Here is a 23,100-nt window from a genome sequence, read left to right as displayed (position 1 = left end):
TAAATTTTGATGTGGCAAAAGAATATGCTAAGAAACATATAAACGCCACCCCGGCGAGGAAGACTCGTCGGCGTGGCGTGGGAGGGATTGGTGTGGACTATTTCAGGGGGAGGCAGGCGATGGGGCAGCCGGGGATGTTTTCGTCGGGGATGGGCGGCATGTTGGGATCAGCAACATACTTGAAGCCGCAGATTCGGGCGGTTAGGATGAGCCATTTGGAGAAGGCGTTCATCTCTTTGTAGAGGCGGTCGGCGAGCTCGGGATTGGGGCGTGTGCCGAGTTTGCGGTCGAAGACTACGGTCTCGACAATCATTGTCATGTCGGGGAGGTGGAGGTGGCCTTCGGAGCGTTCCCACAAGCGGATGAAGATGTTGTGGGTGTCGTCGCGGTAGCTGAGGATTGCGCCTACGCAGTTCTAGTTGAGAGATACTTCTTCGGGGTCACCGTCGAATACAAGGGCTACATAGTCACGGAGGTCGAGGTAGAAATCGTCGATTCTACGCTCGGTAAGGGTTGAGATGCTTGTCATATAGATGGTGGGGGTTAAAGGGTTAAACATGCGATTTGACATTCAGTTACTTGGTTGTCGGCCTCTTCGGGCTGACGGTCGGGGTCGGCGATGTGACGGAAGCCGTTGGCTTTGGCTGCCACTCCTGTCCATTTGCACAGGGCGAGTACATTCTCCATGCTGTCGGCTACAGAGAATACATGGACGATGAGCGTCATGTCGGGTATGCCGAGGTAGCCATTGGAGCGTTCCCAAAGACGGTATTGGATATTGCAGCCGTTACCGATGAATCGGGCTGTTGCTCCGACACTGTTCCAATCAAGCATCAGTTGGTCGTGGGTTGCACAATAGTTCTCTTCCATGTACATGCAGAAGTCATAGAAGAAGGCCTTGATGCTCTTTTGAGCATCTGCCGAGATGGGGAGGTTTTTCATTTCTTTCATTTTTTGTTGGGGGTGTTCTGAGAATTAAGTTCGTTAATCTCATTGTTAAGGCGGTCGCGTTCAAGAGTCGAGCGGCGGAGTTGCTCCATACGTTGCTCATGCTCGGTGACCATCTTGCGGATGTTACTCACTCTGTCTGGGTCTTGAAACCAGACCTCGATGCTGTCGAGTCCGACGCTTGATACGCTGCCATTCATCTGGATAAGACGATATTTAAGGTCGGTGTCAGTGTACTTATCCATGTCATGACTCTGGATTATAATCCATACGCCGAGAAAAATGCTGATGATGAAGCTGGTGACCACGCAAGCGAAACATTTCCATGAGTTGATGTCAAACTTGATGGTTTTCTCAACTTTCTGTACTTTGGGCCCAGCATTGACGGCGGCAGTGTTAGACTTGACAGCCGCTTCTAATTTGGTAATAGTCGTGCCCAACGTTCTCATAGCCTTTGCCGTTTCGGAATCTTTCTTTTCAATTTTGGTTCCGAGGTCAGTAAAGTTTTGAGAGTAGTCCTTTGGCTTAGGAATGCCCGACAAATCGGGTTCCGGTGCCACAACCTTGAACTGAACTTTTTTGAGGCAGTTGGAAATAATGTCCTCAAAGAACTTGGCGTTATAGTCGTTAGTCTGAACCTGTGAGCCATCAGACTGTTTGGCTTGACCTTTCTCAAACTTGTTGCACAGCTCCTCGAAGAACATATAGACAGTGTTGATGTCGATATTCTTGGGGCTTGCAGTCGCGTTTGAGGAAGTGGTCGGGAGCGCTGGATTCTTACTGGCTTCTCCCTGAGATGTTGTGAAGGTGTTCATTATACAGATCTTCCTTTTTTAGGTTTACGCCGGCGACTCTTGAACCATGTTGTTTCCGTAATCGGTACATTATCGCCGCTTGAATGAAGTTGAAATAAGTTTAGACCGAGGCTGAAATCCTGCGACTCATCTCTGTACTCCTGTTGTGGAGCGTGAGATTGCTGTAGCATCGGCTTCTGACGTTCTGGCAGAGGCTTTATTCTTGGCTTGTTGGCCTCCAAAGCACGAATCAGTTTGGAGTAGCTACACGACTTGTCAATCTTCGAGCCATTGAACGCATATTTACCCATCTTGAAGCGTATTCCCTGCATCTTGTTGGTGCTTCCGTTGTTGATGAGGGTACATTCTACGCCGTGGTTCTCAACAGCCGCGATGAAGCTGTTAAAATCAGTGTGTCGTGGCAACTCGGCCTTGATAATGTCGAAAATCCGATACCGGGTTTTGTCAGGCTCACGTAAACGGTTGCGCTTGACTTCCTCTTTTCCGGGTGCCATATAAAGCCCTTCACGCTCGGTAATATCCCGACAGACCCGCTGACTGCGGAATCGCTCGTTGCTGTCGGTGATAGTCTTGCCGGAATTGCTGACGCGGTTGAAAACGATATGGCAATGCGGATGCTCCCGGTCGTGGTGACGCACAATCAGAAACTGTGTGTAGCAGATACCCATTCGCTCCAGATACTCCAGCGCAATTTGCCGCATATAGTCATTGCTCATGCGTGGGGCATCATTGGGCGAGAAACTCAGCACAGTGTGCCCGACATTCTTTCTCAACCTCGGATTCATCTCGGCTTGTGCCTCGAAACTGTAGGTAATGCTATCAATCGAGTCAAGCATGAGTCCATCGGCGGCGATGATTTCCGCATCTTTCTTGTCATTGAGAACGTATTTAACCGCACCTCGGAATTCCGGCCCTTTCTTCAACTTCGACATCATTGCCCAAAATGTTTGAGGGCATTGTCAAGACGGGCGCAAAGCTCGCGGTTCATTTGAGCTGCAAATGCGTACCCATCCCGGTTGGCGACGTGTGCCGTCTGGTTGAGATTGTTTTTCATACCGCATACGTCGCGCCGGAATTCAGCAAGTTCGGGTGTCATCCGTTCCTTTACCACGGAGTGGGCAACGCTCTGCCGGATATACTCTGTCGGGGTCAGCCCGGCTTGTCCGGCCTTGGTCAAAAGGTCGAACTTCTCCGCCGTGCAGACTTTCAAAGTGAAGCGGTAACGCCTCTTCTCTGTGGCTGATTTTGGAGGTCGGCCACCTTTCCTCTTTGGAGATTTCTCATTCGTCACTTGCGAGAAAATTAGAAGGTAATTCGCCACAGGTGGCGACTGGTTGATAAATAGTTTTAGACCGACGGGATGCAAGTTTAGCCAAGCCGCCGGAGGTGGTCTTCGGCGGGTTTTGGTTGTCCCAAAACACTAACTTGCTCCTGTCACTGTAATATCCACTGCGAGTCTTCGGCATTACGAAGTACCGATGAGAAAAGCAGAGTCTGAGAAGCAGTCTCTGCCCTGATTCCATACCCTTTTGATACTCGGATGGTGTAGCTCTGCAAGCCATCGGAGTGTCAAATCGAAGAGTACCGCAGTTTCGGCAGTTTACGCAGTTTCTAAAGTCAAACTGCTGAATCTGATGATACTGCATGAGGTCAGAGTTTGATATAATTCCCATGCTTCGACTTTTGAAAAAGTTTGCCGTTGAAGTTCTTCAGAAACTCCATGAGCGCACGCTCCGACATGCCGTTTTCCGCAGCCACGGCGATAGCACTCCCAGTAGTAAATTCCGGAGGTAAGGCGGTGACAATGGCCAACTGCTGTGCGGTGAGCGAAAGCTCTTTGAGAATTGTCTGAACTTTCTTGGCGGATTCCATAAAGTATTCAGCAAGGGTAATGGCTCTCTCAACTGAAATCAGGTCAATGACATCTTTTCCAGCATCATTGCAAGACCATCGTGCCATTTGTATTATCAGGCAGAATCGGATGGCGTATATCTGCAATTTGCAATAGATGCCGACAAGGGTCTCGTTAGGTTCTGTATCGCATTTGTCTGACAAGCCATGCTGCCACTCAAAAAGCCTTTCAAGGGATTCTTCAGCAAAGGGGACGATGACAGGCAAAATGTCGTTGTTTTCATCGTAGGCACATTCAATGCACATCAATCGCGATAGAATATTTTGCCATTCATTGGCGACATCAAATGATGGCTGCTTCATCGACCATCTGGTTGACATCTCATGTTTGAGTATCACGAAAAGTATGCGGTCAATGAATCCGTTTGCCGAGCGTTCACCTTTGGCGAGTTCCGAAAGGATGCGTTTTTGCATAGTACCGATAACGGATATGAACGGTCGCTTGATGAAGATGGAACTGCGGGAACTCTTGCGGTCGGACATAGTAGGCTTAGCACTGAATACCGAAAGCCAAAACTGCTCCTCAGATCCGTTGTTGTAGCGGTTGAAGTTTTTGACCCATGCTGAAAGCTCGTCTGAAAGAAGACACAGACCACGGCGATTTTGAGAATGAATGAGACTCAGACCCTCCGGCGTTATATCAGAAACCAGAAATCGGTGGCGGACAGGTTCACGGGGGCAGACGTCAATACCTTTTTCTGCACGTTCCTTCCGGCTCATATCCAATTGGTCCTGATATTCCAGATACTGTTTCTCAAAAATTCTGTTTTGCTCGTAGTCATGCTCCACAAACGGACGCATGGCGAAACTCAACGGATGGCTCTTGTTGGCTCCGGGTCTGCCGATTAGTGCCATATACAGAATGGCGCTTTCGTCCCAACCCTCTTTCATCCTCGCAAGATGAGTGTTGCCCACCGCGACTGAAACAGCAACCAGCATCGCCGCTCCGACATAGTCGATAGGGAATCCATAGCAATCGTTTACCTCCCTGATGATTTTCTGAATTTTCGAAGGAAAGATGCTGATGGGGAAACCGCTGCCGGTCAGATTGACGCTGAGGTCAATGGCTTTGTCGAGAATGAGTTGAGGTGTAGATTTCTCACTCATAGGCGACAGGATTTGTTTCTACCTCCGGGACGAAGACCCTTGTTCATCTCGGCTACCATCTCGTCATAGGCTTGCGCTTGAGATTTCGGTTTGCCCGATGCCATATAATCGAGCAACTCGCTTCGGATAAAGCGCCAGCCTTTGCCGCCGGGATTCTTGTAACCCGGAACAACGCCGTTTCGCGCCTTATTATAAAGAGTGTTCTTACACTCTCCGAGCAATGCGCACGCCTCTTTAGTGGATATGAATTCAGGCGCGACTTGTTGGGGTGGGGAGAGCGAGTTGCGCAACTCCCTCAGTTCACCGAGCAGGCTTGTTACCAGCGCGGTCAGATAAGTCACAGCTTCGGGCAACTTATCAAAGGTGATGGATGTTTCCATAAATTTGCAACCGAACCCTTGGGAAAACGGCACGCCGACATGGCGTATCCGTGTCAAGGATTCGGTTGCAAAATTACAGGGAGAAATAAGGGAGAACAATAGGGTCTGAACCGACTCTAAAGTGTCTCCAAAACGTCTCTGAAGCTATAAATCAGTACTTTTCTCCGGAGAAATTGAACGGAGATGGTTTGGAGATGGCTACCAGTCTCTCTCAACGGCCAAAGAGTCTCCGGGACTCCAAGGTGCAGGCTCGTTACTTTTTTGATTACGCTTTTCGCTCCGTTCAAGCATAGCATAGATGAAATCATCATCTGCCGGTTCATCATTGGTATCTTCCCATTCGTCCTCTTCATCCTCATAATCATCATATCGTTTAGGTTTTGATTTATGAGTATCTCTGACCGACCGGTTGTTCTCTTCTTGAATGGGGGCAGACACTTGAGTCTTGGTGATAGGCTCACTTTCGCCTTCCGCCTTCTTCCGGGTCATCTTTTCATAATGTTCCTGACCTCTTTCAAACTTCTTCTGTTTCTGTTCTTCCTCGTACTCTTTCGCCATTTGTTGAGCATTCTGTTCTTTTTTGCGCTCTATACGGCTTCTGTAGTTGGGACTGAATTCTTTATTTATTTTGATAATGCCCCGGTCTGCATCAAGGGTCAGTTTCCCTTTGATTGTCTTTAATTGGAGATCATCAAAATGGTCATGGAATGTGCTTTGCAGGAAGTATGCAGCCTGAGGACCACTCTTGCTAAAGAGTTGTTGCATATTCCAGCCATAGTGATACAGGTCTGTTTTGGTAATAGGAGAATGAGTTTCCACTTTTTTGTGGACAGTCTCACTTGCAGATAATACCGACCACGTCTTATTACCAGCTCTCTGAAACTTCGATAACCGGCTTATGAGTATCTCCAGATTTTCTTTGGTCATATATGGGCCAAGTACTTCGATTGTGTATAAACACGCCTCTTGGAATGTACGTTGCAATCCTGCTTCAATTTCGTTAGCGGCATTGGCAGCAACATTCGATAAGTCAAGCATATTTTCGTTGATAGTCTTGACTAATTCCTCTTTATCGTCAGATGCCTTCTCTGCCTTGACTGCCAAAACCTCAGTCAACAGCATTCTTGCATCCTCTCTCGTAAGAGGTTGACTCTCGGTCGTTGGCTGTTCAATTTCGGAGTTTTTGTTCTCATTCGTTGAAGTGTCCATACTTGTAGCGGTCTGCGGAGTTATTCCGCGTTTCTTCCAACTCTTCTTGACAAAGAAGTCCGTGAGTTCCTTTATCCCTTCATGGATAAGGAAATAAACACCTATGCAACTTGCCAATACCATAAAAAAGAAGAAATTGGCATTTAAGTCAGTGTGACCTTCACTGACAATCTTGTTTCTCACCGCAAACGCAAAGAAGAGACTCATTAGAGCTACGAAGAATAGCATCAGCGGATTGTGGCCTTTAATCAGGTCTTTCATTCGATTTTTATAACTCTTAAATTGTGCTGAATTTTGTAAACAAGAATAAAACACCATGTTTTCCGCTATTGTTCGCTATCCCAAATGTTAAAAATGCCACCTCGCATTTCTGCAAGATGGCATTTCCAAACAGACTTGAAAGGATGGTGACTATTTGAGCGTGATGGCGTTGGAAGCCTCGCGCTTCTTCTCTCCGACCACTTCGGCATAGATCTGAGTCGTTCTGACGCTGCGGTGAGTAAGCATCTTTGACACGACATATACATCAATACCCAATGAGATAAGGATGGTGGCGAATGAGTGGCGTAAGCAGTGGAACGACAACTTTTTTGTTATCCCGGCAGACTTTACCCAATTCTTGAAAGCATGTTGAGCCATTGAGCGTTTGAAGCCTTTGAAAACAAGACCGTCACCTCGTTCACCACAATATTGCAGTGCTTCCTCACTGATAGGGAGTGTAGCCTCTGTTTCTGTTTTCTCAGTGCAGAGTCTGATGCAGTGACCGCCGTCGGGACTGCGCTCGATATTCTCCCATTTGAGTTGAAGAAGGTCGCTCAGTCGAAGACCTGTGAATAATCCGAACATTGAGGCTCGCTTCAACACTGGAATGTCGCATTGAGAGTTTGCGAGAATCTTCATCTCCTCCAATGTGATATACTCCTTCTTGACCTCCTGCCATTTGAGACCATCAAGGAAATCATTGACATTTTCAAGCAGAAGCTTCTCCTTGTATGCCATCTTCAAAAGGCAACGGAATGTTGACCAATACCCGGCGGCAGAGTTAGCCGACAGTGGTATCTTCTTTTCCGGATGGCGCAGTGAGTAGGCTATGAGAAGATAGTCACGGAAGTCCTCGCACAGGCTCACGGTGACATCTCCGAAAGTGCATTGACCTCCGGTGAAGTTCTTGAAATGGAGATACACACTCATCCATTTGTCATACTTGCTCTTGGCTTTCTTCTCGAAGTAGGCGAGGAAATCCTGCTTCTGCTTTGTCTTGTCGAGAAAACCGAACTGTTCATTTATCAGACTCTGATAACGGATGCAACGTATGGCCTCGGCCTTTTCCTCCATTTCTTGATTGAAACGACGTTGCATTTCGTTGGTGGGGTTCGCAAAGATGACGATGCCGAGAGTCTCGCGGCGTGTCATCTTGTTAGTGTGCGGATTGCGTATCGCCGGGTAATAGTCAAGATACAGCGATAGCTTTCCTCCGGCGTAAGGACGCTTGCGGAGGAATACTTTGGTACATGTATTCATCTGTGTGGGGGATTAAAATTTGACACAAAGTAAGCATGAGAATCGAGGGAGAACAATAGAGTCCGGATGCTCTCCGATGTATCTCCAAACCATCTCCATAGGCTATAACTCCGGTGATTTCAAGAGATTATCCAATTCACTCCGGAGAATATGAGTGTACTTGCCCTTCTTCACACGGGTGATGTTATAATACTTCAGATAGTGGTGCAACTGGTCGCGTGTCAGCCCATATTTCTCCATCGCTTCCGGATATGTGTAATACTCCGGTTCTTTCGGTTCAACCGCACCTTTGGCTAAATCGAAATGATATTTGGAGTAGAATGTAGCTGCACCGACTTTCTTCTTGGGGATTACCTCCTTTGACACCAGACAGTATATCGCCGACAGTGTCATCCCATATCGCGCCTGAATCTCAGCTGCGGTGTACCACTCAGATATTTCATCAGTGGGCTGTTGTTTTACGAAGTAAGCGTCAACATGCTTCCGGCTCCAAAGGGTCTTGCCACGTTGCTGAGTCTTCGGCCACTTCTCCCTCTTGGCTATCTCATAGAGCCCCGAATTGGATATGCCATACTTCTCCTGCACCTCCTTCGATGTGTAGAATTCGGTGATGGGGGTGGGTACTTTTGTCTCTGTCACTTGCTCAACTCTGAGAATGTCAAACAAAGCATCAATATCTGCCCGTCTAATAAGAGTCTTCCTTTTCAATTTCCAAACTTTCACTACACCTCGATTGATGTAGTTGTAGATTGTCATGTGGCAAACTCCAAGAAGTATTGCCGCTTGGGTTGGTGTCAAGAACTCTTGTGTCGCCACATCTGCTCGTCCTGACTGCTGATGCTCGTATTCCTGCTGATAGGATTCAAGCCGAGATTGACGTTTCCTCTCCTTGTATGCCAGCCCCGAACATCGGTGGCTACAATACTCTGTTGATGTCTTGCGAGCGATGAACTCACTTCCACACCAACGGCATTTCTCTTTGATTTCAATGTTACTGCTCATATTTCACATTTTCGGTGGTTATTTCGCCAGTTATTTCGCCGAAAGTGTATATGGGCGTAAACCGACGTAAATCTACGTAAACATCGTCCACAACCTTTCGTTGCCCGATTGCGGCTCATTGCTATTCGCTACAAATCGGGTACAAAAAAGCAGGTGAAAAGGGGTGAGAAGTGGTTTTATTGAGCAGCAAGCACGAAAAAAGTCGCCCGATAACGAGCGACTTTTCAATAGTTTATGCTATTTATTACCAAATGGTGACAATCATCTATTTGCCGATGCAGAATTTTTGGAAGATGGTTTGGAGGAGGTCGGTGGTGGTGATGGTGCCGGTGATGGAGGAGAGGTAGTGGATGGTTTCGCGGAGGTCTTGGGCGATGAAGTCGCCGGAGATGTTGGTGTCAATGCCGGAGATTACTCTTTGAAGGGAGGATGTGGCATGGGTGAGGGCTTCGTAGTGGCGAGCATTGGTGACTATAAGGTCGGCCTCTTGGGTGGTTTCCGCTCCGGAGTGGGTTCGTAAGGTTTTGATGAGGGTGGGTAGGTTGGTTCCGTTTGTCGCTGAGATTCGTATGATAGTATCCTCATGTTGGTTTGTTGCCTCAGCGACTTCTTTTTGGGTGCTTGTCTCAGAGGCTTCTTTTGGGGTGCTTGTCTCAGAGGTTTCTTTTTGGGTGTCTGTTTCAGCGGTTTCTTTTTGGGCGCCTGTCTCGGCGTATTCTTTTTGGTCGCCTACCTCAGAGATTTCTTTTTGGTTGCCTATTTCAGCGGTTTCTTTATGATTGCCTTTTATTGTGCTGTTTTGATTATTAGCTGCCTCAGGTGTATTTTGCTCCTGTTTTTGGATTACGATTGGGGCGGTTTGTTGGGCAATTGAGGCGTGGAGAGAAGTGGCCGTTGAGGTGGGGAGATGTGTGGTGGTTGAGGCTTGGAGAGGAGTGGGCATTGAGGCGTGGAGAGGAGTGGGTGTTGGGGTGGTGAGGGTGTCGATTTTGTTTAGGACTGTGATGAGGGCTGTATCTTCGGGGAGGTGGGTGGTGATGAGCGTGTGGAGGGTGGCATAGTCGATAGGGGAGAGGTCTGGAGTGATGAGCCAGATGACTATGCGCGCACGGGCAATGGCAGCGTAGGACCTTTCAATTCCAAGATTCTCAATGGAGTCGGAGGTCTCACGAATGCCGGCTGTGTCGATGAAACGATACAGCACTCCGTCAATTTCCATTGTGTCCTCAATGGTGTCGCGTGTGGTTCCGGGAATATCGCTGACAATCGCGCGGTTGTCTTGAAGAAGTGCGTTGAGGAGGGTGGATTTACCGGCATTGGGTTCGCCGACAATTGCAACCGGAACACCATCTTTCAGTGCCGAGCCAGTTGAGAACGAGGAGGCAAGTCGGGATATTTTTGTCAGGAGGGCATCAGCAAGCTCACGCAATTGCTGACGCGACGCGAACTCGACATCCTCTTCCGAAAAATCAAGTTCGAGTTCAAGCAGTGAGGCGATTTCTATAAGCTTGTCGCGCAATTCGGCAATATGTCGGGAAAAGTCACCTCTCATCTGCGATGACGCAAGGCGATGGGCGCTGCGTGAAGATGCGGCAATGACATCGGCCACAGCTTCGGCCTGGGCAAGGTCAAGACGGCCGTTAGCAAAAGCCCGGCGGGTAAATTCGCCCGGTCCGGCCATACGGCAACCACGCCGGATGAGAAGGTTGACCAATTCGCGTTGGATCCAGCGCGAACCGTGGACGGAGATTTCAACCACATCCTCTCCGGTGAATGAGCGCGGATTGCGGAACACGGTAGCTACTGCCGTGTCGAGCGGCTCTGAGGGATTCTCAGGGTCAACAATATCGCCGAGATGGGCGGTATGGCTGCTGACATCCACAAGCCTGCGGCCTTTCCAGATTGAATCAACGATGGTTACAGCGTCAGGACCGCTGACGCGAATGACGGCGATGCCTCCCACGCCTGCAGGAGTGGAGATGGCGCATATAGTGTCGGAATCGAGTAGCTGATACATGCTGCAAATATAGCTATTTTATTTGTCTCCGACAACCAATTCATTTATCTTCCCAGCTCCGGGTCATAGAGCAATCTGATATAAAACGTGACGGCAGAGTGGAGAGTCGGTTGACAGTTTCGGATGGTTGAATTCGCCGACTTTTTCCATACCAATCTTTTGCATCACCCGTTCCGAGGGTATGTTTATAGTGGCTGTGAAAGAGTACAGACTCTTAATTCCGCATGATTTAGCGAGTTTCAAAACTTCTTCGGCAGCTTCGGTCGCATAACCATGATTATGATAATCTGCTGCCAGACGCCATCCAATTTCTACGCTGGGAGTGAATTCAGCTTCAAAACCGATTTCATGAAGCCCAACATAGCCTATGAACTGACCCGTAGACTTTAATTCTACTGCATAAAGTCCCCAACCCTTCCTGGCGAATTCTTCATTAATTCTGTTGTAGAACCCCTCTGTTTCCTCCTCAGTCAATGTGGCCGGAAAGTATTTCATCACCTGCGCATCCCTGTTCATGGCGACAAACAGAGGCAAATCCTCCGGCTTCCATGAGCGCAATATCAGTCGTGAAGTCTCAGCGTATGTCGTAGTGCGGTTAATCATGCTGCAAAATTATTCATTTCCCGTCAATAGACAAAGCAGGTCACCGAATTCGCTTCGGTGACCTGCGGGAGATGTGTTGTTCGGTTAGAATTGTTGAGTAATATAGATATGTATTCTCTGCGAGGGATTATTCGTCGGCCTGGGCCTTTTCTGCGTATTCCTTGAGAAGCTTTTCCTGCACATCGGTCGGGACGAGCTCATAGGACGCAAACTTCATGGTGAAAGCCGAACGGCCACCGGTGATGGATGAAAGTGCGGTCGAGTATGACGACATTTCTTTCAGCGGAACGCGGGCAGAAATCTTTTCGAAACCGTTGTCGCTTGACATACCCATGATGATCGCACGACGGCCCTGAAGGTCGCTCATGACATCGCCCATCACATCTGCGGGTACCATCACGTCAACGTCATAGACCGGTTCAAGCACCTTCGGGTTCGCGTTGCGGAAAGCTTCGCTGAAGGCGTTGCGGCCGGCAAGACGGAATGAGATTTCATTCGAATCGACCGGGTGCATCTTGCCGTCATAGATGCATACTCTGACATCGCGGGCATAGCTTCCGGTGAGGGGGCCTTGCTCCATGCGGTCCATGAGACCCTTGACGATGGCAGGAATGAAGCGGGCATCGATAGCACCACCGACAATACAGTTGTGGACAACGAGTTTGCCACCCCATGCCAGAGGTATTTCCTGAGTGTCGCGGACGCTCATCTTGAACTCCTGGTTGCCGAACTTATAGGTGTCGGGTGCGGGCATTCCTTCGGTGTAAGGCTCGATGATGATGTGGACCTCGCCAAACTGGCCTGCGCCGCCTGACTGCTTCTTGTGGCGGTAGTCCGCACGGGCAGCCTTGGTGATTGTTTCGCGGTAGGGGATACGCGGCTCTTCAAAGATGATGGGAAGTTTATCGTTGTTCTCAACGCGCCATTTGAGGGTGCGGAGATGGAATTCACCTTGTCCGGAAAGAATGGTCTGCTTGAGTTCCTTCGACTGCTCGACAACCCAAGTCGGATCCTCCTCGTGCATACGGGTAAGGATACCCATGAGTTTTTCGGCATCGCTTTCAGTGACGGGACGGATGGCACGGCGGTATTTCGGTTCGGGGAAGCGGATGAAATCAAAGCTGTAATCGCAATCCTTGGCATCAAGAGTGTTGCCGGTGCGGACATCCTTGAGTTTGACAGTCGCACCGATGTCGCCGGCACAGAGTTTGTCGACCTGAGTCTTGATGTTGCCGCATACGCAATATATCTGAGCGATACGTTCGCGCGAGCCACGGGTAACGTTTTCGAGGTCAACACCCGGAGTGAGCGTTCCGGACATGACTTTGAAGTAGCTGACTTCACCGATGTGGGGTTCTACGGTTGTCTTGAAGAAATAGAGTGAAAGCGGGCCGTTGCTGTCGGGCTTGACTTCAACTCCATCAGCAGTTTCGGGTGCGGGCATCTCTTCAACGAAGGGAACCACATTGCCGAGGAATTCCATCATACGGCGAACGCCCATGTCTTTGGCTGCGCTGACGCAGAACACGGGATATATCGAGCGGTCTACCAGACCCTTGCGGATACCTTCGCGCATTTCGTCCTCGGTCAGATGGCCTTGGTCAAAGAATTTTTCCATGAGGGCCTCATCGTTTTCGGCGGCTGCCTCTACGAGAGCTTTGTGGAGTTCATCAGCCCTTTCCATTTCTTCGGCGGGAATATCCTCGATGGTGGGAGTACCACCTTCGGGTCCCCATGAATATTTCTTCATGAGAAGCACGTCAATCATGGCATTGAAGCCGGGACCACATTGAATGGGATACTGGATTGCCACGATCTTGTTGCCGAAATGCTCACGCATCTGCTCCATCACATTCTCATAGTCAGCCTTTTCGCCGTCGAGCTGATTGAGCGCAAAGATGACTGGCTTCCTGAGCGACTGTGTGGTGCGGAAAATGTTCTGTGTGCCGACTTCAACTCCGTACTGTGAATTGATGAGAATCACACCGGTATCGGTTACATTGAGGGCGGTGATGGCATTGCCGACGAAGTCGTCTGCTCCGGGGCAGTCAATCACATTGAGTTTCTTATTTAGGAATTCGGCATAGAAAACGGTCGAGAACACGCTGTAGCCATACTCCTTTTCAACGGGGAAAGAGTCGCTGACAGTGTTTTTACCTTCGATGGTGCCACGGCGTTTTATAACTCCACACTCGTAAAGCATCGCTTCGGCGAGTGTGGTTTTACCCGAGCCTTTGCTACCGAGCAAGGCTATGTTTTTAATCTCGTTAGTTTGGTAGACCTTCATATCAGTTTCGGTTTAGTTTTAGGTAAGAAGTGTGGTTTTTTATGGTGATGAGAGAGGTGTGATTTGTGGTAACTCAACCCCTCCGGGTGATACTTTTTCCAAATCGACCGCAAAATAGTAATTAATTTTCGTTTTCGGGCTTCAAAAACATGTGTTTTACAACATACAACTCAAATTTCCTTCATTTCTGCTCCGCATGATGGCCATAAATCATTATCTTTGTATCATAAATAACAGGTTACACCTTATTGTATATATAATACCGATGGATATAAATTTAGATAAACCCTGCATGATTACCCTGCCGCGCATCTATGATCCGCGTGGAAGTCTGACATTCGTGCAGGACAACGATCAGATTCCGTTTGAAATCGCCAGATGCTACTGGACCTACGATGTCCCGGCCGGCGAAGCCCGTGGCGGTCATTCCCACAAGGAATCCAAGTCGCTGCTCGTGGCGGTCAACGGCTGTTTTAATGTCAATCTTTTTGATGGATTCACATGGATGACCTATACCCTCAACCGTCCATACGAAGGGCTCTACATCCCGCCGGGCTACTGGCGCACACTCGACAATTTTGCCTCCGGAAGTGTCTGCATGGTGATGACCTCCATCCTTTATGACCCCGATGAATATATCCGCGACTATGAGGAGTTCAAGCGACTCGCACTTGAAAGTGACCGACGTTTATGACGATGAAATATCCATTTCTTGATCTTGGAAAAGTCAACGAGCCGTATATGGACGAGCTCGTCGCAGCCGCCACGCGGGTCATCCGCAGCGGACGTTACATCGGTGGGGGAGAGGTCGAGGCTTTGGAGGCCGATTTGTGTGGCCTGACCGGTGTGCCTTATGCCATCGGTGTCAGCAACGGCCTTGATGCCTTGCGCCTTATCCTTCGCGCATATAAGGAGATGGGTGTCCTGAGGGATGGTGACGAAATTATCTATCCTGCCAATACCTATATTGCCTCTGTGCTTGCCATCAGCGATGCCGGACTTGTGCCTGTGGCTGTTGACATCGACGAGCAGACGATGAATATCGACACCTCGCTGATTGAGAATGCGCTTACAGACCGTACACGGGCAATTATGACAGTGCATCTCTATGGCCGCGTGGCCTGGGATGAGCGCCTTGTGGAAATAGCCCGAGCTAATGGTCTGAAATTAATTGAGGACTGCGCGCAGGCCCTTGGAGCGCGTACCTTATCGCATGGACTCCATGATTCGCACCATGCCGGAGCTCTCGGTGATGCTGCCGGAATAAGTTTCTACCCGACCAAAAACGTCGGTGCGCTTGGCGATGCCGGAGCGGTGCTTACTCATGATGAAGAGCTTGCCCGGACAGTCCGCGCGCTTGCCAACTACGGTTCCGACCGCCGTTACCATAATATATATTGTGGTTTCAACTGCCGTCTCGACCCGATTCAGGCGGCAATGCTGAGGGTGAAGCTCCCTCATCTTGCCGATGAGAATGCCGACCGTTTTGCCCGCGCGTTGGCCTACGCACGGACGATTGACCGTCCCGACATCATTCTCCCGAAAATGAGCCGTGAGGTCAACGATAATGTGTGGCATCAATATGTTGTCCGTGTTCCGGCTGAAAGACGTGAGAATTTCATGAAGTGCCTTGCGGAGAACGGTATAGGGACAGACATACACTATGCCGTGCCACCGCATCTTCAACCCTGTTATTCCGGCATGGTCCATGCTCCGCTTCCTGTGACTGAGCGAGTTGCTGATGAGATTGTCAGTCTTCCGATCGGGACAGGTATTTCGGTTGCTGATGCGGCTGAAATCGGACGCGTGATCAACGGGCTTGAATTTTAAAGGATGGTGTTAAGTGAGCGCCATCTGAGTTAGTTGTAAATAAAAATGGCAAACAGAAATAGAACAAAGAAATCCGGCGGAAAAAGAAGTAGACAGAAATCAGACAAGCTCTACAGGTCGCTGCTTATACTTGGACTGCTCATTGCCTGCGCCTATCTCGGGGCACGTCTGGAAGGGAAGGAGCAGGATGAAACCTCTGTGCGGACGCACGAAAGCGGCTCTTTCGGCAATCTGATGGCTGTAAGGACAAATCCTTCAGTCAAGGAGATTGCCAAGAGCTATAAAGGCATGGATCTATCGTTCAACCCGCAGTATCACATCCCGAACTGGGTGTCGTGGGAGCTGACGGCTGATGAAACTGACGGTGATGTGACCCGTACAAATAAATTTTCATCTGACCCCGACATTGAGAGCAGCGCCGAGACGTGGGACTACAGTTACTCAGGTTATGACCGTGGACACATGGCACCTGCCGGAGATATGCGTTGGGACAAGGAGGCCATGCAGCAGACATTTTATATGACAAATATCTGTCCGCAGGCAAAGACCCTCAACGCCGGAACATGGAAGAACCTTGAGGAGAAGTGCCGCCAATGGGCACAGATTGACAGTGCGATCTACATTGTCTGCGGGCCTGTCATTGATGGGAAACCGATAGAATACATAGGTGATACGCGTGTCTATGTCCCCCGTGAATTCTTCAAGGTGATAATTTCTCCATACGCAAATCCGGCGCGTGGAATCGGCTTCATCATGCCAAATGGAAAGGTTCCGGGCGGTATGCAGGCATGTGCCGTCCCGATTGATTCGGTAGAGGCTCTGACCGGCCATGATTTTTTTGCATCACTTCCCGATGAGATTGAAAATGAGGTAGAATCACAGTGCGATTTCCACTATTGGAGCACATATTCCAAGCGGAAGAAACGGTAAATTGCGGGGCAGCGAAACGAAAACCTTACCGGATGAAACCGGATGGCAGTCGGTTAGCTGCCGCTATATAACTACCCGTTTGTTATTTTTATTTAAGCTGGTGATGGAATCATCATTTGGACTTCGCAGCTTGCTGGTGCTTGATTAGTCCGCTTGTATACGCGTATTTCGCCTTTAATCCAATAAATTGAAGATTTAGTTTGCAAAATCGCACCTTTTGGTGCTTATATGGGATTAATTTTGTGACATAAAAACAAAATTAATCCTTTTTCTATATGCGTAATTCCAATTTAATCCCCGAATCATTAATCCGTAGGTTTGTTAAAGACGGAATTTTTAGTTTCCGTTACAGAGTGGCCTGGCTGCTGGGCGTAAGATACAATGTGTCCGCAGCATCATCGGTGAGTAGCGGTCGCGTGGACCGTCTGTTTCCCGATATTTTATGCTGCGGACACATTGATGCGCGCTATTCGGAAGGAATCCGGCGCATATTCATGCGATCAAGGTCTGATCGCTGGGTCTCTTATGCCTTGTTTGCGCGTTTGCGTTCGATTTCGTCGAGGATGATTTTGCGCAGACGGAGGTGGTGGGGTGTCACTTCGACATATTCATCTTCCTTGATGTATTCGAGTGCCTCTTCAAGCGAGAATACAACGGGAGGGATGATGCGGGCTTTGTCGTCGGCACCGCTGGCGCGCATGTTGGTGAGCTTCTTGGATTTGGTCACATTGACGACGATGTCGTTGTCCTTGGCGTTTTCACCCACTACCTGTCCGGCATAGACCTCCTCCTGCGGGAAGATGAAGAAACGGCCACGGTCCTGAAGCTTGTCGATTGCGTATGCGTAGGCTGTACCGCCTTCCATTGCGATGAGCGAACCGTTGGTACGGCGTTCGATGTCGCCCTTCCAAGGCTGGTATTCATGGAAACGGTGAGCCATGATAGCCTCGCCGGCAGAAGCTGTCAGGACGTTGTTGCGCAGACCGATGATGCCTCGGGAGGGGATGAGGAATTCGATGTGCAGGCGGTCGTTCTGAGTCATCATCGATACCATTTCGCCTTTGCGGCGGGTCACCATATCGATGATTTTTGAGGAGTAGTCCTCGGGTACGTTGATGGTGAGCATCTCGACCGGTTCACACTTCTGTCCGTCGATTTCCTTGATGATTACCTGAGGCTGGCCGACCTGGAGCTCGAAACCTTCGCGGCGCATGGTCTCGATGAGAACCGAGAGGTGAAGCACACCGCGACCGAATACAGTCCATGTGTCCTCATGGTCGGCTTTCTTGACGCGGAGGGCAAGGTTGCGGTCAAGTTCCTTGGTGAGACGGTCGTGGATATGGCGTGAAGTGACGAATTTACCGTCTTTGCCGAAGAAGGGACTGTCGTTGATGGTGAAGGTCATTGACATTGTGGGTTCGTCAATGGCTATGCGGGGGAGGGGCTCGGGATTGTTGATGTCGGCCACAGTGTCACCGATTTCAAATCCTTCGATGCCGACAAGGGCGCAGATGTCGCCACTCTTCACCGATTCCACTTTCTTACGGCCCATGCCTTCGAATGTGTGGAGTTCCTTGATGCGCTGACGAACTGTCGTTCCGTCCTTCTTGCAGAGAGCAATGTCCATGCCTTCGCGGAGTTCGCCACGGTGAACGCGACCAATCGCGATTCGTCCGACGTAGCTGCTGAAGTCCAGTGATGTGATGAGCATCTGAGCGTCGCCTTCGAGAACTTGCGGTTCGGGAATGTATTCGATGATTGCGTCGAGGACAGCGGTGATGTTGTCGGTAGGCTTGGTGTAGTCGGTGCTCATCCAGCCCTGTTTTGCCGAACCGTAGATGGTGGGGAAGTCAAGCTGATCCTCTGTCGCATCGAGGTTGCACATGAGGTCAAACACCATCTCCTGAACTTCGTCGGGACGGCAGTTGGGTTTGTCGACCTTGTTGATGACGACAACGGGTTTCAGGCCCATCTGGATGGCTTTCTGGAGCACGAAACGGGTCTGTGGCATCGGGCCTTCGAAGGCATCGACAAGGAGGAGGCAACCGTCGGCCATGTTGAGCACACGCTCCACTTCACCGCCGAAGTCGGCGTGTCCCGGAGTGTCGATGATGTTGATCTTGTAGCCGTTATAGTTGATGGAAACGTTTTTCGAGAGGATTGTAATGCCTCGTTCACGCTCAAGGTCATTGTTGTCAAGGATGAGCTCGCCGGTCGACTGGTTGTCGCGGAAGAGTTTTCCGGCCAGGAGCATTTTGTCTACGAGGGTTGTTTTGCCATGGTCGACGTGGGCGATGATGGCAATATTTCTAATCTTCTGCATTGTCCAAAAATTTTTCGGCTGCAAAGTTACAACTATTTTCGCAAACCATAGCCCATTGCACTCGAAAATTCGATGTCGACACCGCTTAATTCGACCGATGGTAGGTTGGAGATGCGATATGATGTCTGCTTTCTTGGCTATTTGAGCATCTTGCGGTTGCCGGACTCGTTTTCAAGCACGGTCATCTGATGGATGGCTATCTTGTTGAGCTTTATCAGACGCTCCTGCTGGGACAGACCTTGTTCGAGGAAAACGGCATTGAGGCTTTCCATGTTCGACAGGCATATCAATTCGTTGATTGTCGCGTAGTCGCGGATGTTTCCCTTCAGTTCCGGATTTGCTTCGCGCCATTGTTTCGCAGTCATTCCGAACATGGCCATGTTGAGCACGTCGGCTTCGTTGGCATATATGCCGACTGCTTGCTTCTGGGTGATTTCTACCGGGATGAGATTCCGTTTGATGGCATCGGTGTGGATGTGGTAGTTGATTTTTGAAAGTTCGCGTTTTGCCGACCATCCGAGCAGTCGTTGCTCCTCTGTTTTGAGTCGCTGGAATTCTTTGACAAGGTATAGCTCGAATTCGACCGACACCCAGCTTGCGAATTTGAAGGCGATGTCCTTCTGTGCAAAAGTCCCGCCATCACGGCCTAATTTGTTGATTAGGCCAATTGCGTTTGTCAATTCAATCCATCGTGTAGGACTCATGGTGAACGCATTTGAACCTGCTTCTTTTAAAATGGGGTCGAATTCGACCCCTTTAAAATCCGGGTTGTTCAAACTTTCCCATAGTCCAAGATATTCAAGCGTGTTTTTGACACGCAGCCAGTTCTTGACAACGTCCTTGGGCTCAGTGCTGTTTTTCTGACGTGCTATGTCAGTTATGCAAATGTAGTCCATACCATTTCTGGTTATGGTTCTAACGGTTGTCTCCTTTACGATGATTTTTGCCATAAGAGAAGAGATGATGAATTGAATATTGTAATAAATAGAATTGATAGCATCCGGAGGGTAGGGATGGGGGGAAACGTGCTTAATACATCTGGTAGTCCACCGAAAGGACCTGGAATTCTGTGCGGCGATTGATTTGGTCGGCCACTTCCTGTTCCTCGGGCGAGAGAGTAAGAATGAATGCTTCGTCAAGTGTCTGGCCCTCCTCAAACTGAGGAAATTCGCGGGCAAGGCGCTTGGTGATGGTCATCGGGCGCGATTCGCCATATCCTTGATATTGCAGGCGGTCGGCGGGTATGCCAGCACCTATTAGATAGTCGACTACACTTTTTGCCCTTCGCTCGGAAAGCGCGATATTATATTCGTCGGAACCTTTGCGGTCGGTATGCGAGGCCATCTCGATAGTGATATTGGGATTGTCGCGCAGCATCTGCACCACGCCGTCGAGTGCCTCTTTCGATTCCGGACGGAGCGTCGCTTTGTCGAAATCATAGAAGATGTTGTCGACGATATTGGGCTTGGTTACGGATGCCAGGATGAAGTCTATGCCATATTCGGCATCCTCCTCCGCATTGTCGGCCGTGAATTCCTGCTTTGCGTTAAGATAACCTTTGGCTCCGGCAAGCATGACGTAGCTCACGCCGCGTTGCAGCGGGAAAGAGAAGGAACCGTCGTTGCGCGCAACGGCTTTCTGGTTGGAACCGTCGTTGCCTACGATTCGTATGATGGCATTGGCCACCGGTTCCTCATCTTTGTCAAGCACCCAGCCTGAAATCAGGATTTTAAGGTCAGGAAGTTCGAAGGAATAGAGATGGTCGTAGCCACGTCCGTCGCCACGGTTTGAACTGAAGTATCCTGCTTCCTTTCCGGGTGTAGCGAATGTGATTCCGAAATCGTCACCCTCGGAGTTCATCGGACTGCCGAGATTTTCCACGAGCCATCCGCCCGACGGTTGCAGTGTGGCTTTGAACATATCAAGTCCTCCGAGGCCGGGATGGCCGTCGGAAGAGAAATACATTATTGAGTCTGTCAGCATATAGGGGAACACTTCATCTCCGGGAGTATTGATTGCCTCGCCGAGATTTTCAAGGCTTCCGGCACGTTCGCGCAGATTGATGCGCCATATATCCTTGCCTCCCTGTCCCGGCATATCGGAGGTGAAATAGAGGTATTCGCCCGAGGGGCTTACTGCCGGGTGTCCGTAGCTTGAGATTGTGTCGTTGGTGATTTCCAGTTTGACGGGGGCGCTCCATTTGGCATCCGAACGTGTCGACGTGTAGATGTCAACGCCTGTGTCCTTGTCGGGAGTGCGTGTTGAACGTGTCAGATACATTGTCGAACCGTCCGGCGAGAACGACACTATTCCTTCGTCCCATTCCGTGTTCAGCTCCCCTTCGACCGCTTCCGGTCGTTGCCATTCTCCGCGTTCGTTTTTGCGAGCCATCCATACGTCGCTGCGCTTCATGCCGGTGATTTCGCTCCGTTTCGTGCCGTTTACCTTCTCGTTGGTAGTTGTGAAGTAGAGTATGTCGCCGTTGAACATCGGAGCGAAATCCGAACGCCGGGAATTGAACAGTTTGGCGTTTTTCACCACATGGCGTGTCTTGTTCTTTTTAAGCTCGGCACCTTTGCGCGCACCCGACAGCCCTTGACGGGCATATTCGTCATCCGGCCATTTTGCGAGATACTCCTCGTAGCTGTTGATGGCTTGCGCGTAATTCCCCTGTCCGTGTTGCGCTTTTGCGAGCTGTAGGAGAAGCGTGGAGTCGGGATAACCGTAGCGCAGAGCGTTCTGATAGGCTGCTGCGGCGCGGGCATCCTGTCCGAGTTTGGTGTAACATTCAGCCATCTTCGCCGCCACTTCTCCACGGAGTTGGCGCTGCTCACGAGGGTTGAGCTTATTGTAGATTTTACGGTAGGTTTTCTGTGCGTCGAAATATTCGCCGCGCGCAAGTTGCTCGTCCGCCACACTCATCTTCGCTCCCGAACAGGAGGCGAGAATTGAAACGCAGAGGAGCGAACATATATAAATAATAAGGTGATTTCGACGTGTCATTTGACCTGATTTGGAATTATATAAAGTAAACGATAAAAACTTGCGAATATTTTATTTTGGAAAAGAGGGGAAATGATTGTATCTTTGCATAGTTATTGCGCACCCCTCCGTTGAGCCTTGAACCGAAGATTAAAGACAAGCGCGAGTGCAGATTATAATTGTCAAATCTTTAATTTAAATCAATATACCGTTTAATTATGGGTCTTTTTGAAAAACTTACCGCGAAGGCAAAATCAAATCGCCAGCGCATCGTCCTCCCCGAAGGAAACGAACCCCGTACGCTCACAGCTGCAGATCGTATTATCAAGGACGGCATCGCCGACATCATCCTTATCGGTGATCCTGCCGACATCATGGCTATGGCCAAGGATCTGAAACTCGAAAATATCGACAAGGCTACTATCGTCAACCCTGCCGACGAGTCAGTCATCGACAAATATGCTCCCCTCTATTTCGAACTTCGCAAGAAGAAGGGCATCACTATGGAAGAGGCCCGCATGACTTCGGCCAATCCTCTCTATCTCGGCTGCCTCATGGTGAAGGCCGGTGATGCTGACGGTCAGGTTGCAGGTGCGCTCAACACCACAGGCAATGTGCTCCGTGCCGCTTTCCAGATTATCAAGACAATGCCCGGCATCGATGTGGTTTCCGGTGCATTCGTTATGGTTCTCCCCGAAGGCATGAACTTCGGAACCAATGGCCTGCTCATCTTTGCAGACTGCGCCGTTGTTCCCGAGCCTGATGCTGCTCAGCTTGCTCAGATTGCCGTTTCTGCCGGTAAGACTGCCCGTGACATCGCCGGTATCGAACCCCGTGTTGCCATCCTCAGCTTCTCTACCAAGGGTAGCGCCAAGAGCGAACGTGTCGACAAGGTCATCGAGGCTACACGCCTTGCCCATGAGCTTGATCCCGACCTCGTGCTCGACGGTGAGCTTCAGGCCGATGCCGCTCTCGTTCCCAGCGTGGCAAACAGCAAGGCTCCCAACAGCCCGCTCTCAGGCCGTGCAAATGTCCTTGTATTCCCCTCGCTTGAAGTTGGCAACATCGCCTACAAGCTCGTTCAGCGTCTCGGTGGCGTAGAGGCTGTAGGTCCCGTCCTTCAGGGTCTCGCCGCTCCTGTCAATGACCTTTCTCGCGGTTGCTTCCCCGAGGACATCTACAAGACCATCATCATCACTTGCAACCAGGCAATCGGTCTTAAGGGTGAATAATTA

Annotated in this window: 20 protein-coding genes; 4 read left to right on the top strand and 16 right to left on the bottom strand. The window is 49.8% G+C overall.

Annotated elements, in window-relative coordinates; translation table 11 throughout:
- Positions 1 to 97: 97 nt before the first annotated feature.
- The 13 genes from QZ310_RS07505 to QZ310_RS07445 form a co-directional block, all read right to left on the bottom strand.
- A complete protein-coding gene (locus QZ310_RS07505) occupies positions 98 to 358 on the bottom strand; it encodes a hypothetical protein (protein WP_297071891.1) in 261 nt (86 codons plus the stop codon).
- A gap of 185 nt (positions 359 to 543) precedes the next feature.
- Positions 544 to 951 carry a hypothetical protein gene (locus QZ310_RS07500; protein ID WP_297071890.1) on the bottom strand — a complete coding sequence of 136 codons (408 nt, stop codon included), beginning with the start codon at positions 949 to 951 and terminating at the stop codon, positions 544 to 546.
- Positions 948 to 1,763 carry a hypothetical protein gene (locus QZ310_RS07495; RefSeq protein WP_297071889.1) on the bottom strand — a complete coding sequence of 272 codons (816 nt, stop codon included), beginning with the start codon at positions 1,761 to 1,763 and terminating at the stop codon, positions 948 to 950. The genes QZ310_RS07500 and QZ310_RS07495 overlap by 4 nt, the downstream gene beginning before the upstream one ends.
- Positions 1,763 to 2,698: a relaxase/mobilization nuclease domain-containing protein gene (locus QZ310_RS07490; protein WP_297071888.1), complete on the bottom strand. Its 936-nt coding sequence runs from the start codon at positions 2,696 to 2,698 to the stop codon at positions 1,763 to 1,765. Before QZ310_RS07490 ends, QZ310_RS07495 begins: the two co-directional genes overlap by 1 nt.
- The gene (locus tag QZ310_RS07485) at positions 2,695 to 2,973 is read right to left on the bottom strand and encodes a plasmid mobilization relaxosome protein MobC (RefSeq protein ID WP_297071887.1); all 279 of its coding nucleotides are present in this window, start codon (positions 2,971 to 2,973) and stop codon (positions 2,695 to 2,697) included. The genes QZ310_RS07490 and QZ310_RS07485 overlap by 4 nt, the downstream gene beginning before the upstream one ends.
- A gap of 440 nt (positions 2,974 to 3,413) precedes the next feature.
- Positions 3,414 to 4,781: a DUF3987 domain-containing protein gene (locus tag QZ310_RS07480; RefSeq protein ID WP_297071886.1), complete on the bottom strand. Its 1,368-nt coding sequence runs from the start codon at positions 4,779 to 4,781 to the stop codon at positions 3,414 to 3,416.
- Positions 4,778 to 5,161, bottom strand: a complete 384-nt coding sequence (locus tag QZ310_RS07475; RefSeq protein ID WP_297071885.1) for a helix-turn-helix domain-containing protein — start codon at positions 5,159 to 5,161, stop codon at positions 4,778 to 4,780. Before QZ310_RS07475 ends, QZ310_RS07480 begins: the two co-directional genes overlap by 4 nt.
- A gap of 198 nt (positions 5,162 to 5,359) precedes the next feature.
- The gene (locus tag QZ310_RS07470; protein ID WP_297071884.1) at positions 5,360 to 6,631 is read right to left on the bottom strand and encodes a hypothetical protein; all 1,272 of its coding nucleotides are present in this window, start codon (positions 6,629 to 6,631) and stop codon (positions 5,360 to 5,362) included.
- 150 nt (positions 6,632 to 6,781) lie between these two features.
- The gene (locus QZ310_RS07465) at positions 6,782 to 7,891 is read right to left on the bottom strand and encodes a site-specific integrase (protein ID WP_297071883.1); all 1,110 of its coding nucleotides are present in this window, start codon (positions 7,889 to 7,891) and stop codon (positions 6,782 to 6,784) included.
- 102 nt (positions 7,892 to 7,993) lie between these two features.
- Complete coding sequence (locus tag QZ310_RS07460) at positions 7,994 to 8,893, bottom strand: helix-turn-helix domain-containing protein (protein WP_297071882.1); 900 nt, start codon at positions 8,891 to 8,893, stop codon at positions 7,994 to 7,996.
- Positions 8,894 to 9,158: 265 nt separating this feature from the next.
- On the bottom strand, positions 9,159 to 10,910 hold the full coding sequence (gene mnmE, locus QZ310_RS07455; RefSeq protein WP_297071881.1) for a tRNA uridine-5-carboxymethylaminomethyl(34) synthesis GTPase MnmE: 1,752 nt from the start codon (positions 10,908 to 10,910) through the stop codon (positions 9,159 to 9,161).
- A 63-nt stretch (positions 10,911 to 10,973) separates the two neighbouring features.
- A complete protein-coding gene (locus tag QZ310_RS07450; protein ID WP_297071880.1) occupies positions 10,974 to 11,513 on the bottom strand; it encodes a GNAT family N-acetyltransferase in 540 nt (179 codons plus the stop codon).
- A gap of 127 nt (positions 11,514 to 11,640) precedes the next feature.
- Positions 11,641 to 13,800 carry a translation factor GTPase family protein gene (locus QZ310_RS07445; RefSeq protein ID WP_297071879.1) on the bottom strand — a complete coding sequence of 720 codons (2,160 nt, stop codon included), beginning with the start codon at positions 13,798 to 13,800 and terminating at the stop codon, positions 11,641 to 11,643.
- Between the two features lie 265 nt (positions 13,801 to 14,065).
- Here QZ310_RS07445 and QZ310_RS07440 point away from each other — a divergent pair, with 265 nt between their 5' ends.
- The 3 genes from QZ310_RS07440 to QZ310_RS07430 are packed head-to-tail and all read left to right on the top strand — an operon-like array spanning position 14,066 to position 16,560.
- Positions 14,066 to 14,494, top strand: coding sequence for an FdtA/QdtA family cupin domain-containing protein (locus QZ310_RS07440; protein WP_297071878.1), 429 nt, complete (start codon positions 14,066 to 14,068; stop codon positions 14,492 to 14,494).
- 2 nt (positions 14,495 to 14,496) lie between these two features.
- Complete coding sequence (locus QZ310_RS07435; RefSeq protein ID WP_297071877.1) at positions 14,497 to 15,630, top strand: DegT/DnrJ/EryC1/StrS aminotransferase family protein; 1,134 nt, start codon at positions 14,497 to 14,499, stop codon at positions 15,628 to 15,630.
- A gap of 45 nt (positions 15,631 to 15,675) precedes the next feature.
- Complete coding sequence (locus tag QZ310_RS07430; protein ID WP_297071876.1) at positions 15,676 to 16,560, top strand: DNA/RNA non-specific endonuclease; 885 nt, start codon at positions 15,676 to 15,678, stop codon at positions 16,558 to 16,560.
- A gap of 523 nt (positions 16,561 to 17,083) precedes the next feature.
- Here the strand turns inward: QZ310_RS07430 and typA are convergent.
- The 3 genes from typA to QZ310_RS07415 all read right to left on the bottom strand — a co-directional run bounded on the left by typA (position 17,084) and on the right by QZ310_RS07415 (position 21,886).
- Positions 17,084 to 18,883 (bottom strand): translational GTPase TypA, encoded by a 1,800-nt coding sequence (gene typA / locus QZ310_RS07425; RefSeq protein ID WP_297071875.1) that lies wholly within the window; start codon positions 18,881 to 18,883, stop codon positions 17,084 to 17,086.
- A 137-nt stretch (positions 18,884 to 19,020) separates the two neighbouring features.
- Positions 19,021 to 19,833: a KilA-N domain-containing protein gene (locus QZ310_RS07420; RefSeq protein ID WP_297071874.1), complete on the bottom strand. Its 813-nt coding sequence runs from the start codon at positions 19,831 to 19,833 to the stop codon at positions 19,021 to 19,023.
- A 79-nt stretch (positions 19,834 to 19,912) separates the two neighbouring features.
- On the bottom strand, positions 19,913 to 21,886 hold the full coding sequence (locus QZ310_RS07415; protein WP_297071873.1) for an OmpA family protein: 1,974 nt from the start codon (positions 21,884 to 21,886) through the stop codon (positions 19,913 to 19,915).
- A 197-nt stretch (positions 21,887 to 22,083) separates the two neighbouring features.
- On the opposite strand from QZ310_RS07415, the gene pta reads away from it, so the two are divergent.
- The gene (gene pta, locus QZ310_RS07410; protein WP_297071872.1) at positions 22,084 to 23,097 is read left to right on the top strand and encodes a phosphate acetyltransferase; all 1,014 of its coding nucleotides are present in this window, start codon (positions 22,084 to 22,086) and stop codon (positions 23,095 to 23,097) included.
- The last annotated feature ends 3 nt before the right edge of the window (positions 23,098 to 23,100 follow it).

Origin of the sequence: uncultured Duncaniella sp. (genome assembly GCF_910577345.1) — a bacterium.
Classification (GTDB): domain Bacteria; phylum Bacteroidota; class Bacteroidia; order Bacteroidales; family Muribaculaceae; genus Duncaniella.
Note: the sequence above shows the minus strand (reverse complement) of the source record. Positions and strands in the feature narration are given on the sequence as shown.